This window comes from Nocardioides pymetrozini (genome assembly GCF_046058985.1).
Taxonomy (GTDB): domain Bacteria; phylum Actinomycetota; class Actinomycetes; order Propionibacteriales; family Nocardioidaceae; genus Nocardioides.
This window is the reverse complement of record NZ_CP175556.1, coordinates 693629-706298: the sequence shown is the minus strand read 5'-3', so window position 1 is coordinate 706298 and position 12670 is coordinate 693629. Positions and strand designations below refer to the sequence as shown.

Sequence of the window (12670 nt, the reverse complement as noted above, 5' to 3'; positions counted from 1 at the left end):
GAGGCTGCGACCGCTCCCTGAACGGGGTCAGGAGGCCCGGTGGCCGGCCGGTGACGGGAAGACGGCGCTTTCCTGGTCCCAGATCGCAGCGATCGGCAGGCTCCACAGGCGCGGGCCGTGGACATGACCGCGGGTGGCGGTGTTGAGCACCACGCCGCCGCGGAACCGCCCGCCCGCGCGCCGCGCGAGGGCGTGCAGGGCGGCGAACTGGTGCGGACGCACGCTGGCGGCGGTGCGCACCTCGATCCCGAACACGGTGTCGTCGGGGAGCTCCACGACCAGGTCGACCTCGAGCCCGTTGCGCTCGCGCAGGTGGCTCACCCGGTGCTCGACGATGCTCGTCCCCTGCTGCCGGAGGAGCTCGACGGCGACCAGGGTGCGCAGCAGCGGAGCCAGGCGGGCGCGCCCGGCGAGCTCGGTCAGCAGCTCGCTCGGGACGGCGGCGAGGTGGCGGGCGAGCGCGGGATCGGTGAACAGCGCGCGTGGGCGGCCGATCGCCCGCTTGGCGACGCTCGCGCGGCAGCCCGGCAGCAGCACCACCACGCCGAGCCGGACCAGGACGTCGACGTACGGGCCCAGGGTGGTGACGGGAAGGTCGGCGGCCGACGCGATCCGGGCCTTGTTCAGCTCGGCCGCGGGCGGGTCGGCGAGGGCGCGCAGCACGGCGCGCATCCGGTCGGGGTCGAGCCGGCGCAGTGCCCGGGCGCGGCGCACGACCTGCTCGACCTCGGCCGCGAGAGGGTTCTCCGCCACGGTGGACTCGCCCTCGCGGGTCATCAGCGCCACGTAGTCGGGGACCTCCCAGGTGGTCCGGACCTCCCCGGGCACGAGGGCGCGCGAGCCCAGTCGGGCGACGAGGTCGGCGGCCACGGTGCTCAGCGTAGGGGGCGCGAGGGCGCCGGCCGCGACGAAACTCGCCGATTTGTCTACGGCGCCCGTGCCGATGCCCCGCTGGAAGGCGATGCGTGGCACGATGAACGGGCCCGCAGGCAGAACACCGAAAGGACGGGTCGCCCAGGCATGACTCAGACGCACAGCGACTACCGCCTCAGCCAGCTGGACCAGCTGGAGGCAGAGTCGATCCACATCTTCCGCGAGGTCGCGGCCGAGTTCGAGAAGCCGGTCCTGATGTTCTCCGGCGGCAAGGACTCCATCGTGATGATGCGCCTCGCCGAGAAGGCGTTCTACCCGGCGAAGATCCCCTTCCCCGTGCTCCAGGTGGACACCGGCTACGACTTCCCCGAGGTCCTCGCCACGCGCGACAACTGGGTCAACCGGCTCGGCGTGCGGCTGATCGTCGCCAGCGTCGAGCAGGCCATCGCCGACGGCGTCGTCGTCGACGACGGCAAGACCTCCCGCAACCGGCTGCAGATCGGCACGCTGCTCAACGCGATCGAGGAGAACGGCTTCACCGCGGCCTTCGGCGGCGGGCGCCGCGACGAGGAGAAGGCCCGCGCCAAGGAGCGCGTGTACTCCCACCGCGACGAGTTCGGCCAGTGGGACCCCAAGAACCAGCGCCCCGAGCTCTGGAGCCTCTACAACGGTCGCCTGCACGAGGGCGAGCACATGCGGATCTTCCCGATCTCCAACTGGACCGAGCTCGACATCTGGGACTACATCGGCCGCGAGGGCATCGAGATCCCGTCGATCTACTTCAGCCACCAGCGGCGGGTGTTCCTGCGCGACGGGATGCTGCTGAGCGAGAGCGAGCACAACCCCCTGCGCGACGGCGAGGTCGTCGAGGAGCGCACCGTCCGGTTCCGCACCGTCGGCGACCTGACCCTGACCGGCTGCGTGGAGTCCACCGCCAGCACCATCCCCGAGATCATCGAGGAGGTCGCCGTCGCCCGGGTCACCGAGCGGGGCGCCACCCGCGGTGACGACCGGTTCTCCGAGGCCGCCATGGAGGACCGCAAGAAGGAGGGCTACTTCTGATGTCCGCGACCACCTCTGGCTATGGCATGGACCTCCTGCGCTTCGCCACCGCCGGCTCCGTCGACGACGGCAAGTCGACGCTGATCGGCCGCCTGCTGCTGGACTCGAAGTCGATCTTCGAGGACCAGCTCGAGGCGGTCGAGGCCACCAGCGAGGCGAAGGGCTACGACTACACCGACCTCGCGCTGCTGACCGACGGCCTGCGCTCCGAGCGCGAGCAGGGCATCACCATCGACGTGGCCTACCGCTACTTCGCGACGCCCAACCGCAAGTTCATCATCGCCGACACCCCCGGCCACGTGCAGTACACGCGGAACATGGTCACCGGCGCCTCCACCGCCGACCTCGGCCTGGTGCTCGTCGACGCCCGCCAGGGCCTCACCGAGCAGTCGCGCCGGCACGCCGTGATCCTCTCGCTGCTCCGCGTCCCGCACCTGGTGCTCGCGGTCAACAAGATGGACCTCGTCGACTTCGACCAGACGGTCTACGAGCGGATCTACGCCGAGTTCACGCAGTTCGCGACCAAGCTCAACGTGCCCGACCTCGAGGTCATCCCGATCTCGGCACTGCAGGGCGACAACGTCGTGACCCGCTCCGAGAACATGCCGTGGTACTCCGGTCCCACGCTCATGCACCACCTCGAGCACGTGCACGTCGCCTCCGACCGCGACCTCATCGACGCGCGCTTCCCCGTGCAGTACGTCGTACGGCCGAAGTCGGACGAGTTCCACGACTACCGCGGCTACGCCGGCCAGGTCGCGGGCGGCATCCTCAAGCCGGGCGACGAGGTCGTCGTCCTCCCGTCGGGCATGACCTCGAAGATCGCGAAGATCGACCTGTTCGACCGGGAGATCACCGAGGCCTTCCCGCCGATGAGCGTGACGGTGCACCTCGAGGACGACGTCGACGTGTCGCGCGGCGACATGATCGCGCGGGTCAAGAACGCCCCGACCCCCAGCCAGGACATCGACGCGATGATCTGCTGGATGACCACGAGCCCGCTGCAGCCGCGGCAGAAGCTGGCGATCAAGCACACGACCCGCACCGGTCGCGCGCTCGTCAAGGACATCCAGTACCGACTCGACGTCAACAGCCTGCACCGCGACCAGTCGACCAACGAGCTCGGCGTCAACGAGATCGGCCGCGTCACGCTGCGCACCACGGTCCCGCTGCTGTGCGACCCGTACTCGAAGAACCGCACCACGGGCTCGTTCATCCTGATCGACGAGGCGACCGGCGTGACCGTCGGCGCCGGCATGATCAACGGCTGAGCGCCGACCCGGCACGAACGGGCGCCTGTTCTCCGCCGACCCGGCAGGAACCGGCCTGAGAGTCACGTCGACCCGGCAGAGGCTTCTGCCGGGTCGGCGTCATTTCTGAGCCGGCTTCTGCCGGGTCGGCGCCAATCCTGTGCCAGTTCCTGCCGGGTCAGCGCTGGGGACGGAAGTGCAGCCCGACCTCGGGGTCGACGACGACCTCCTGGGCGGCGGGCAGGCCGTCGACGACCAGCGGTGCGGTCACGTCGGTGTTGCGCTTGAGCAGCGCGAGCGCGATGGGGCCGAGCTCGTGATGGCGGGCCGAGGAGCCGACGACGCCGACCGCCCGGCCACCGGCCTCGGGGAGCACCTCGGTGCCCGCCGCGGGAAGCCGGTTCTCGGAGCCGTCGAGGTGGAGCAGGGTCAGCCGCCGGGGCGGCCGGCCCAGGTTGTGGACCCGGGCCACCGTCTCCTGGCCGCGGTAGCAGCCCTTGTCCATGTGCACCGCGGCCCAGCGGTGCTCACCGGCGAGCCAGCCGACCTCGTTGGGGATGGTCCGCTCGTCGGTGTCGATGCCGAGGCGCGGCTCCCCGCGCTCGATCCGCAGCGCCTCGAAGGCCCAGAGGCCGGCGGCCGGCCCCGCGGCCTCGGCGTACGACGCCAGCTGGTCGCGCGGCACGAGGTCGTACCGGCCGCCACCGGAGGGACGCCAGGCCACGGCGAGCTCGCTGGTGACGTCGGCGACCTCGACGCGCATCATGAACCTCATCCGCTCGAGGAACGCGATGAGCGCAGCGGCGCGGCCCGGCTCGGTGTGCGCGGTGAACGCCTCGCCGTCGTCCACGCCGGCGAACGCGTGCTCGACGTGCCCCTGCGGGCTGAGCACCAGGGCGGAGACCCACCGACCGGGCTCGAGGCCCTCGAAGTACTGGGTCGTGATCGAGTGCAGCCAGCCCAGCCGGTCCGGTCCCGACACCCGCAGCACGTCGCGGTGGGACAGGTCGACGAAGCCCTCGCCGGCCGCGAGCGCGCGCTGCTCGCCGAAGAGGCTGCCGTAGTGGGCGGCGACGCCCGCGTCGATGCCGTCGCCGGCAACGGCGCCGGGCAGGGCGAGGAGGGGGCTGGTCATGTGAGGTCCCTGTAGTGCTCGAGGAGTCGGGTGAGGGTGCCGAGGGCTGCCTGCATCTCCTCGATGTGTGCCGGGTCGAGCGTGCGGAGCATCTCCTTGATCTCGGTGCTCGACACACCCGAGGTGCGCGGCAGGTACCTCACCTCGCAAACGTCGCGGAGGTCGTCGAACTTCCCGGTCCAGTCGTCGCCCATCACGAAGAGGTCCACGCCGTGCGCGACGATGTCGGCGCGCTTCTGGTCCCAGGACCGCTCGGGGATGACCAGGTCGACGCCCTTGATGGCGTTGACGATGGCCGCGCGGTCGTCGTAGGACACGACCGACTTCTTGCCCTTGCCGGCGTTGAACTCGTCGGTCGAGACGCCGACGACGAGGCGGTCGCCGAGGCCGGCGAGCCGCTCGATCAGGCGCAGGTGGCCGATGTGGAACAGGTCGAAGGTCCCGTAGGTCAAGACGGTGGTCACGCGTGCTCTCCTTCGCAGCGGGCGCAGCGGCCGAAGACGGTGAGGTGGCCGAGGTCCGGGACGAAGCCCCGGGTCGCGAGGGCGGCGACGAACGGCGCCGCCTCCTCCTCGTCGACGGAGATCACCTCGCCACAGCCCCGGCAGACCAGGTGGAAGTGAACGTGGCCGCGCGTCGAGTGGTAGGTCGGGGCGCGGTCCGAGAGGTGCGCGTGCCGCACCAGGCCGAGCTCCTCGAGCACCTCCAGCGTGCGGTAGACGGTCGAGGCGTTGATGGTGCTGACGGTCTGCTGCACGTGGGCCAGCACCTCGTCGGGGGTGGCGTGGCCGAGCTCGTCCACCGCGCCGAGGATCAGCTCGCGCTGGGGGGTCAGCCGGTAGCCCCGCTCCCGGAGGGCCGCGCGCCAGTCCGCCTCGTCAGGCACGCTTCAGCCTCGCCCACAGGTGCGGCTGCAGCGCCTGGCCCATCGCGGCCATGTCGAAGGCGTAGAGCAGGTCACCCTCGACATTGCCGTAGAGGCGCTTGCCCGCGACGTACTCCTTGGCTGTCTCGGTGCGTGCCACAGCGTCGGTGGTCCACTCGAACTTCCCGTTGTCGGCCTGGCCCTCCCAGATCTCGGCGATGCCGGTGTTGTGGGTCAGCAGGATCTCGAAGCGACCGTCACCGACGGCCCGGATGAACCCCGTCTCGATCGCCGCGTCGCGCACCTTCTGGTTGTTCTCGTCGACGATCCAGGCACGCGCCATGTAGTGGAAGAACGGGCGTCCGTCGTGGGTGAAGATGAGCTCCTGGCCGAACTGGAACGGCTCGATCGTCGGGTAGTCGCCGTGGCCGTTGCCGCGCCAGGTGCCGAGCATCCACGCGATCGGGCCGCAGTCGGGGTGCAGGTTGTCGGGGAGTTCGAAGGCCACGATCGACCAGTCTAGGGACTGCGTAGGCTCTGACCCATGTCGCGCAGCCTCGTCGTGAAGGTCACCTGCGGAACGGACGAGCCCGAACGCTGCAACCAGGGGTTCACCGTCGCGGCAGCGGCGGCCGTCTCCGGGGCACCGGTGTCCCTCTGGCTGACCGGTGAGGCCGCGTGGCTCGCCGTGCCCGGACGCGCCGCCGAGCTCACCTTGCCGCTGGCGACGCCGCTGACCGACCTCCTGGACACCGTCCTGGCCACGGGCCGGGTGACCGTCTGCGCCCAGTGCGCCGCCCGGCGCTCGCTGGACGAGGAGGACCTGCTCGACGGCGTACGGATCGCAGGCGCGGCGGTCTTCGTCGAGGAAGCACTGGCCGAGGGCGCCCAGGCCCTCGTCTACTGAGAGGGTTCTCCCATGCGCCGCGCCACCGCCCTGCTCCTGGCGGCCGCCCTGGCCGCCACGCTGAGCGCCTGCCAGGACTCCGGCAGCCGACGGTCGTACGTCGCCCTCGGCGACTCCTACACCGCCGGCCCGCTGATCGGCCCCGCCGACGGTCGCAACGGCTGCGTGCGCTCGAAGAACAACTACCCGCACCTGCTGGCCGAGCGCGAGAAGCTCGACCTGACCGACGTGAGCTGCTCGGGAGCGCCGACCGACGCCGTCGAGGGCGAGCAGAAGATCCGCGGCCGCGGGGTCGCGCCGCAGATCGAGGCCGTCGACGAGAAGACCGACCTGGTGACGATCGGCCTGGGCTTCAACGACCTCGGCCTGTCGGTGCGCGTGTTCATCACCTGCGTGAAGCTGGGGATGGCGGACCCGTCCGGGGCTCCGTGCACCGAGGCCGACCAGGCCGCCGGCGCCCAGGGCATCCAGGCCGCCCTCGACCAGGTCGAGGAGCGCATCGACGGGGTGGTCGACGCCGTGACCGAGCGGGCCCCCGACGCGCAGGTGGTCCTGGTCGGCTACCCGTCGATCTTCCCCGACGAGGGCACCTGCACCGAGCTCGGCATCGCCGCCGGCGACCTCCCCCTCGTGCGTCACGTGGTCGACAGCATCAACGCCGCGGCCGCGGCGGTCGCCCAGCGGCGCGGCGTGACCTATCTCGACACCGCGACGCCCAGCCGCGGCCACGACATCTGCGCCGACGACCCGTGGATCGCGGGCACGGCTCCGGCGAAGGGCCGCAAGGGTCTGGCCTGGCACCCGTACGCCGAGGAGCAGGAGATGGTCGCCGACCTGCTGGCGGACGTGGTCGAGTGACCGGGACGGCGTCCTGATGCGGGCGGTCCTACAGCGGGTGTCCTCCGCGTCGGTCGCCGTCGGCGGACGGGTCGTCGGGGCGCTCGACTCCCCCGGCCTACTCGTCTACCTCGGCATCACCCACGCGGACGGCGAGGCCGAGGTCGCGTGGATGGCCCGCAAGATCCGCGACCTGCGCATCCTCGACGGCGAGCGGTCGATCGGGGAGACCGGAGCCCCGGCCCTGGTCGTCTCCCAGTTCACCCTGTACGGCGACGCGCGCAAGGGGCGCCGTCCCACCTGGGTCGCCGCCGCCCCCGGCGCGGTCAGCGAGCCGCTCTACGAGGCGGTCTGCGCCGCCCTCGAGGCCGCCGGCACGCAGGTCGAGCGCGGGGTCTTCGGCGCGGACATGAAGGTGAGCTCGGTCAACGACGGGCCGTTCACGGTGCTGCTCGAGTCGCCCTGAGGTGGGACGGGGCGCGCGGCGGGTCCTGGTCCGGCGGGGGCGGATTCACCACGGGATGTAGGTCAGTCCGACCTCCCCCGGTGGAACTCCGCTACAGATGCTCGGGTTCGGCTACATCCCGTGGTGAATCCGCCCGCGGCCACGCACCGCGCGCAGCCCGACCAGGTACATCTCGCAACCCAGGCAGAACGCGAAGACCGCGTTGAGGAAGGCGGCGACGAAGGCGAAGGCGGCGAAGACCTGGCCGAGCAGGATCGCCCCGGTCGCGAAGCCGACCGTCGCCACCACGGCGAAGACGAGGCCGACGGCCTGGGCGAAGCGCGGCGGGGCGGGATCCTCGAGGTGGTCCGGCGGAGCGAGCCGCGGACGGACCAGGGAGCGGAAGAGCAGCCCGGTCGGCGTCCGCTGCACGCCCAGGACGGCGCCGATCGCGAAGAGCGTCGCCTGCACCCCGGTCAGGACCGCCGCGGCGACCGGCGCCGCGTCGGAGAGGAGCAGGGCGACCGCGAACACCACGAGCGTGACGGCGGCGGTGAAGCGCGGTCCGCGCGGGTCGATGCCGGGGCGGGCGGCGGTGGCGGTCATCGGGACTCCTGGAGGGCCGGGAGGGCGGACAGCACCTGGTCGCGCCGGGGAGCGCCGGCGGCACGGGTGACCTCGTTGCCGTCGCGATCGAGGACGAGGGTGGTGGGCGTACGGCGTACGTCGAGTGCGCGGACCAGCTCGAGATGCTGCTCGGCGTCGACCTCCACGTGGACGACGCCGTCCACGGTGCGGGCGACGTCGGCCAGGACGACCCGGGTGGTCCGACAGGGCGCACAGAAGGCGCTCGAGAACTGCAGCAGGGTGGCGCGCTCCCCCAGCACCGCGCCGGGGACGGCAGCGGCGACGGTGGACCACGGGGTGGTCTCGAGGCTCGTCGCTGGCACTCCTCGCACCTCGACCACCGGCTCGACCACCGGCTCGGCCACCGGCTGGCTCGTCCCACCCGCGGGCCGACGCGCCGGGGCGGCGAAGCGGCCGTCGGTACGACGGCGGTAGAGCCCGAAGCCGACCGCCACGGCGAGGGCCAGCCCGAGGAGCGCGAGTCCGGTCACGGTCTTCTCCAACCAGGTGGGGATCACCCCTATTCCACCGCTCCTCGCATCCGGTCCGACCAGGACGTCCGCTCCGCGGGCGAGTTTCGCAGGCGTGGGCATCCGTCATCTGACGGATGCCCACGGCCCCGGCAGGCCGATTTCCGGGCACGGGAGCCGATACCGGGCGTGACCCAGCGCACATAGTTTCGGGCCATCTCGGTCAGACCGAACCCTGGAGGACCCATGACAAGCGCCATCCGTGCGATGTCGTCACGGACCAAGATGACGATCTTCTGGCTGCTCTTCGGAGCCAGCATCCTGCTCGCCGTGTTCCCGCCCCTCTACCTGGCGGGAAGCGGCGTCGACACCCCCATCCTCGGCGTGCCGTTCAGCGTCGCCTACTGGATCTTCGACGCCCTCCTCGCCACCGGTGCGGTGTGGCTGCTGTGGGTCTTCGAGAACATCCGCGGCGAGGTGGGCGAGGAGCCCGAGGAGGTGGCGCTCTGATGGCGGAGTCCATGACCGGCTCGATGGCCGTCACCCTCGGGTTGCTCGCCGCGTTCTTCGCGCTCATCGTGTTCGTCCTCTACGCGACGAACCGCAACGCCAAGTCGTTCTCCGACTACGCCGTCGGCGGCCGGTCGTTCAGCAGCTGGTACATCGCGATGTCCTACACCAACTCCTGGTGGCCCGGCGCGACGTACACCGCCTTCTTCGGCCTCAGCGTGGGCGCCGGTGTGCTCGGGTTCTACGCGCTGGCCTACTCGCTGCTCGGCGTCACCGCCATGTACCTGATGGCGGAGCGAGCCTGGCTCTGGGGTAAGCGCTATGACCTCAAGACGCAGCCCGACATGCTCGGTCTGCGGTTCCAGTCCCCGGCGGTGCGCGTCATCGCCAGCGCGATCGGCGTCGTGTGCCTGTTCCCGTGGATCGTCCTCGGGATGCAGGCGATGGGTCTGATCTTCCGCTTCGCCAGCTTCGGCCAGTGGTCGGTGACCACCTGCCTGGTCGTGGGCGTGGTGGTGATCGCCGTCCGGCAGATCTGGACTGTGCAGATGGGCATGCGCGGCCTCGTCATCACGGACCTCGTGCAGGGCATCGTGGCCTACGGGCTGGCGGCCCTGGTCTGTCTCGGGATCCTGTTCGGGCCAGCCGACACCGGCGGCTTCGGCGCGATCGGCGATCTCCCCGACGCCCTGCTGCGGGTGCCGGGCGACGGCGGGAGCTACGGGCCCTGGTACCTCTTCTCCCTCATCGTCACCGGTGTCATCGGCTCGCTGTGCTGGCCGACGAGCTATCAACGGATCTACACGGCCAAGGGCGTGCGCAGCGTCAAGAAGGGCACGCTGCAGACGATGGTGGTGGCCGGCGGCTTCTACCTCATGCTCACCCTCGTCGCCCTCGCCGCCGCGTCGATGACCGACATCGCCGGAGCGCCGCAGGACGGCTGGTTCACGCTGCTCTACGACCGCGGCGGGCAGTGGCTGCTCGGCATGGCACTGGTCATCGTCCTGGCTGCCAGCATGGGCTGGATCGACGGCTGCGTGCAGGTGTGCGGGGCGCAGATCGCCAACGACATCGTGCACGTGATCTCCCCGCGGACCGACTTCCAGCTCAAGGTCGTGGCCAAGGGCTCGATGGTCGTCTACATGCTCGCCTCGGCGGTGATGGCGTACGTCGCCTTCGACTACCCGCGTCTCCAGCTGCTGGCCCAGATGTCGTACCAGGGCATCGTCCAGCTCGCGGTGCCGATGTTCCTCGGCATGTTCTGGAGGCGCGGCACCAAGGTCGCGGCCCTCGCCTCGATGTGCACCGGCTTCGTCGTCGCCGCCGTCCTGACCTGGCAGTACCCGGACGACATGCCCGGTCTCGGCAGCCTCACCAGCGGAGTCGTCGCCCTCGCGATCAACCTCGTGGTGTACGTCGTGCTGGCCTACCTGCTTCCGCACTCCGACCAGGAGCGGCGCCGGGTCGACGAGCTGTTCGAGGCCGGGAGGTCGCAGCCCCGGCCCTCCCTGTCCCCCACCCACTGACACCTCCCGATCCGAAGGAGCTCAGCCATGGCATCCCAGGAGACCCACGACCGTGTGCTCGCGGCGGTCGACGCCCTCAAGGACGACCTCGTCACGACACTCTCCGAGGTCATCTCCATCCCGAGCGTGAACCCGAAGTACCCCGGTCAGGTGTACGACGAGGTGGTCGGCCTCGAGGGTCGCGTGTCGCGTCTCGTCGGCGAGATCTACGAGGACGCCGGCGCCGACGTCGAGTACTGGGCGGTGGAGAAGGGGCGCGACAACGCGGTCGGCACCCTGAAGGGCACCGGCGGCGGCCGGTCGCTGATCCTCAACGGCCACGTCGACGTCGTGCCGCCCGGCAACCCGGACCGATGGACCTCGGGCGACCCGTTCTCGGGCAAGGTCGACGGCGACCGGGTCTGGGGGCGCGGCGCCAGCGACATGAAGGCGGGCCTGGTGGCCCAGGCGTTCGCGGTCAAGGCGCTGCAGCGGGCCGGCGTCACGCTCGACGGAGACCTGATCGTCCAGGCCGTGGTCGGCGAGGAGGTGATGGACCACGAGTGCGGCGTCACCTCGACGATCGAGCACGGCTACCGCGCCGACGCGGCCGTCGTCGCCGAGCCGAGCGGCCCGACCACCCTCGGCGTCATCCCGGTGACGCCTGGGCTGCTCTGGTTCTCGGTGACGGTGCAGGGCAAGGCGACGCACTCCTCGATGCGCGGGCAGACCATCCGCGCCGGTGGTGGTGGCAGCGCCGTCGGCGTCAACGCGATCGACAAGGGGATGCTCGTCTTCCAGGCGATGCAGCGACTGGAGGAGGAGTGGGCCTTCACGAAGACCCACCCGCTCTTCGCGCCCGGTCACTTCACGATCCACCCCGGCGTCGTCCAGGGCGGTCCGCACGGCGTGCTCGTGCCGTTCATCCTGTCGGAGTACATGACCATCGAGTACTGCATCTGGTACCCGCCACAGGACGACCCGGAGGACGTCAAGGCCGAGGTCGAGGCGCAGGTCCGCGCGATCGCGCAGACCGACGGCTGGCTGCGCGAGCACCCGCCGGTCGTGGAGTGGAAGCTCAACTGGCCGGCCAACGACCCGGGCGACGCGGCGGCAGCCATCACGGGGGCGGTGGCGGCCGCACACGAGCGCGTGTCCGGTCAGACGGCGTACCAGGGACCGCCTCCCGTCGCCGGCTTCTGTGCCGTCGAGGACTGCTCGTTCCTCACGGCGGCCGGCATTCCCGCGATCAGCTACGGACCCGGCGACCTCAGGGTCGCGCATGCCGACGACGAGTACTGCCTCGTCGACGAGGTCCACCTCGCCGCTCGGACCTACGCGTCGCTCGCGCTCGACTGGTGCGGCGCGAAGTGAACCCCTCCCTCCATCGAAAGGACTCGACCATGATCGACCTGACCGGCAAGAACGCCGTCGTCACCGGAGGCTCGTCCGGCATCGGCCGCGCCATCGCCACCACGCTCGCGAAGGTCGGCGCGCACGTCGTCGTCGCCGACCTCACCGAGGAGGCCCGGGAGGGCGGCGAGCCGACTGCCGCGGTGATCGTCGCCGCGGGCGGCTCCGCGGAGTTCGTGAAGCTCGACGTCACCGCCAGTGCGCACGTGGCCTCGGTCTTCGCCGACCTCGACGAGCGTCTCGACGGTCTCGACATCCTCGTCAACAACGCCGGAGTCCTGCGGGAGGGCAGTGTCCACGAGACCGACGACGAGACCTGGCGGACCCAGTTCCTCGTCAACGTCGACGGCACCTTCCACTGCACGCGCGAGATGGTCCGCGGGCTGCTCGGGCGCAGGAGGCCAGGGAAGATCGTCAACATCAGCTCGATCAGCGGCTTCCGCGGCAACCCCGGCTTCGCGGCGTACTGCGCGACGAAGGGCGCGATCGTGAACTTCACCCGCCAGGTCGCCCTCGACTACGCCGGCCACGGCATCAACGTCAACGCCGTCGCGCCCGGCTTCGTGACAACGCACATGACGGCGCTGTACGACCAGGCCACGCATGACGCGCTCGCCGCGCAGACCCCCCGCGGCCGCTGGGCGAGCCCGCAGGACGTGGCCAACGCCGTCCTGTTCCTGGCGAGCCCGCTCGCCGACCACGTGGTCGGGGACAACCTGCTGGTCGACGGCGGCTGGACGATCGGCACGCCGGTCGAGCTGGGCGTCTGAC

16 protein-coding genes are annotated in these 12670 nt (G+C 71.0%); 9 read left to right on the top strand and 7 right to left on the bottom strand.

Annotated features, from left to right (window positions below):
- Positions 1–27: 27 nt before the first annotated feature.
- The gene (locus ACJ5H2_RS03420; protein ID WP_408898159.1) at positions 28–870 is read right to left on the bottom strand and encodes a DUF4143 domain-containing protein; all 843 of its coding nucleotides are present in this window, start codon (positions 868–870) and stop codon (positions 28–30) included.
- A gap of 150 nt (positions 871–1020) precedes the next feature.
- Here ACJ5H2_RS03420 and cysD point away from each other — a divergent pair, with 150 nt between their 5' ends.
- Both cysD and ACJ5H2_RS03410 read left to right on the top strand, forming a co-directional pair.
- Positions 1021–1935, top strand: coding sequence for a sulfate adenylyltransferase subunit CysD (cysD, locus tag ACJ5H2_RS03415; RefSeq protein WP_408898158.1), 915 nt, complete (start codon positions 1021–1023; stop codon positions 1933–1935).
- The gene (locus tag ACJ5H2_RS03410; RefSeq protein ID WP_408898157.1) at positions 1935–3206 is read left to right on the top strand and encodes a sulfate adenylyltransferase subunit 1; all 1272 of its coding nucleotides are present in this window, start codon (positions 1935–1937) and stop codon (positions 3204–3206) included. Before cysD ends, ACJ5H2_RS03410 begins: the two co-directional genes overlap by 1 nt.
- Positions 3207–3363: 157 nt before the next feature.
- On the opposite strand, the gene ACJ5H2_RS03405 is transcribed toward ACJ5H2_RS03410, so the two are convergent.
- The 4 genes from ACJ5H2_RS03405 to ACJ5H2_RS03390 are packed head-to-tail and all read right to left on the bottom strand — an operon-like array spanning position 3364 to position 5693.
- A complete protein-coding gene (locus tag ACJ5H2_RS03405) occupies positions 3364–4320 on the bottom strand; it encodes a YgfZ/GcvT domain-containing protein (RefSeq protein WP_408898156.1) in 957 nt (318 codons plus the stop codon).
- A complete protein-coding gene (locus ACJ5H2_RS03400; RefSeq protein WP_408898155.1) occupies positions 4317–4784 on the bottom strand; it encodes an adenylyltransferase/cytidyltransferase family protein in 468 nt (155 codons plus the stop codon). The genes ACJ5H2_RS03405 and ACJ5H2_RS03400 overlap by 4 nt, the downstream gene beginning before the upstream one ends.
- Positions 4781–5206, bottom strand: a complete 426-nt coding sequence (locus ACJ5H2_RS03395; RefSeq protein WP_408898154.1) for a Fur family transcriptional regulator — start codon at positions 5204–5206, stop codon at positions 4781–4783. Before ACJ5H2_RS03395 ends, ACJ5H2_RS03400 begins: the two co-directional genes overlap by 4 nt.
- Positions 5199–5693: an FABP family protein gene (locus tag ACJ5H2_RS03390; RefSeq protein ID WP_408898153.1), complete on the bottom strand. Its 495-nt coding sequence runs from the start codon at positions 5691–5693 to the stop codon at positions 5199–5201. Before ACJ5H2_RS03390 ends, ACJ5H2_RS03395 begins: the two co-directional genes overlap by 8 nt.
- Before the next feature lie 36 nt (positions 5694–5729).
- Between ACJ5H2_RS03390 and ACJ5H2_RS03385 the strand changes: the two genes are divergently transcribed.
- From ACJ5H2_RS03385 to dtd, 3 genes are read left to right on the top strand one after another with little or no spacing between them, the layout of a single operon-like run.
- Positions 5730–6092 (top strand): DsrE family protein, encoded by a 363-nt coding sequence (locus ACJ5H2_RS03385; RefSeq protein WP_408898152.1) that lies wholly within the window; start codon positions 5730–5732, stop codon positions 6090–6092.
- Positions 6093–6104: 12 nt separating this feature from the next.
- Positions 6105–6950 carry an SGNH/GDSL hydrolase family protein gene (locus tag ACJ5H2_RS03380; protein ID WP_408898151.1) on the top strand — a complete coding sequence of 282 codons (846 nt, stop codon included), beginning with the start codon at positions 6105–6107 and terminating at the stop codon, positions 6948–6950.
- A gap of 16 nt (positions 6951–6966) precedes the next feature.
- The gene (gene dtd / locus ACJ5H2_RS03375; RefSeq protein ID WP_408898150.1) at positions 6967–7395 is read left to right on the top strand and encodes a D-aminoacyl-tRNA deacylase; all 429 of its coding nucleotides are present in this window, start codon (positions 6967–6969) and stop codon (positions 7393–7395) included.
- 111 nt (positions 7396–7506) lie between these two features.
- Here dtd and ACJ5H2_RS03370 read toward each other — a convergent pair whose 3' ends face one another.
- A complete protein-coding gene (locus tag ACJ5H2_RS03370; protein ID WP_408898149.1) occupies positions 7507–7980 on the bottom strand; it encodes a DUF4395 domain-containing protein in 474 nt (157 codons plus the stop codon).
- Positions 7977–8492: a thioredoxin family protein gene (locus tag ACJ5H2_RS03365; RefSeq protein ID WP_408898148.1), complete on the bottom strand. Its 516-nt coding sequence runs from the start codon at positions 8490–8492 to the stop codon at positions 7977–7979. Before ACJ5H2_RS03365 ends, ACJ5H2_RS03370 begins: the two co-directional genes overlap by 4 nt.
- 225 nt (positions 8493–8717) lie before the next feature.
- Between ACJ5H2_RS03365 and ACJ5H2_RS03360 the strand changes: the two genes are divergently transcribed.
- Genes ACJ5H2_RS03360 through ACJ5H2_RS03345 form a run of 4 tightly spaced genes read left to right on the top strand, consistent with a single transcriptional unit; the run spans position 8718 to position 12669 of the window.
- Positions 8718–8981 (top strand): hypothetical protein, encoded by a 264-nt coding sequence (locus tag ACJ5H2_RS03360; RefSeq protein WP_408898147.1) that lies wholly within the window; start codon positions 8718–8720, stop codon positions 8979–8981.
- Positions 8981–10507, top strand: coding sequence for a sodium:solute symporter (locus tag ACJ5H2_RS03355; RefSeq protein ID WP_408898146.1), 1527 nt, complete (start codon positions 8981–8983; stop codon positions 10505–10507). The genes ACJ5H2_RS03360 and ACJ5H2_RS03355 overlap by 1 nt, the downstream gene beginning before the upstream one ends.
- A 27-nt stretch (positions 10508–10534) precedes the next feature.
- Positions 10535–11860 carry a M20 family metallopeptidase gene (locus tag ACJ5H2_RS03350; RefSeq protein WP_408898145.1) on the top strand — a complete coding sequence of 442 codons (1326 nt, stop codon included), beginning with the start codon at positions 10535–10537 and terminating at the stop codon, positions 11858–11860.
- A 29-nt stretch (positions 11861–11889) separates the two neighbouring features.
- Positions 11890–12669, top strand: coding sequence for an SDR family NAD(P)-dependent oxidoreductase (locus ACJ5H2_RS03345; RefSeq protein WP_408898144.1), 780 nt, complete (start codon positions 11890–11892; stop codon positions 12667–12669).
- Position 12670 lies beyond the last annotated feature (1 nt).

Excerpts from the sequence above, each read along its gene's own strand:
- ACJ5H2_RS03350 (WP_408898145.1), top strand. The coding sequence starts at position 10,535 with ATGGCATCCCAGGAGACCCACGACCGTGTGCTCGCGGCGGTCGACGCC.
- ACJ5H2_RS03370 (WP_408898149.1), bottom strand. The coding sequence starts at position 7,980 with ATGACCGCCACCGCCGCCCGCCCCGGCATCGACCCGCGCGGACCGCGC.
- dtd (WP_408898150.1), top strand. The coding sequence starts at position 6,967 with ATGCGGGCGGTCCTACAGCGGGTGTCCTCCGCGTCGGTCGCCGTCGGC.
- ACJ5H2_RS03355 (WP_408898146.1), top strand. The coding sequence starts at position 8,981 with ATGGCGGAGTCCATGACCGGCTCGATGGCCGTCACCCTCGGGTTGCTC.
- ACJ5H2_RS03360 (WP_408898147.1), top strand. The coding sequence starts at position 8,718 with ATGACAAGCGCCATCCGTGCGATGTCGTCACGGACCAAGATGACGATC.
- ACJ5H2_RS03345 (WP_408898144.1), top strand. The coding sequence starts at position 11,890 with ATGATCGACCTGACCGGCAAGAACGCCGTCGTCACCGGAGGCTCGTCC.
- ACJ5H2_RS03380 (WP_408898151.1), top strand. The coding sequence starts at position 6,105 with ATGCGCCGCGCCACCGCCCTGCTCCTGGCGGCCGCCCTGGCCGCCACG.
- ACJ5H2_RS03410 (WP_408898157.1), top strand. The coding sequence starts at position 1,935 with ATGTCCGCGACCACCTCTGGCTATGGCATGGACCTCCTGCGCTTCGCC.
- cysD (WP_408898158.1), top strand. The coding sequence starts at position 1,021 with ATGACTCAGACGCACAGCGACTACCGCCTCAGCCAGCTGGACCAGCTG.
- ACJ5H2_RS03385 (WP_408898152.1), top strand. The coding sequence starts at position 5,730 with ATGTCGCGCAGCCTCGTCGTGAAGGTCACCTGCGGAACGGACGAGCCC.
- ACJ5H2_RS03405 (WP_408898156.1), bottom strand. The coding sequence starts at position 4,320 with ATGACCAGCCCCCTCCTCGCCCTGCCCGGCGCCGTTGCCGGCGACGGC.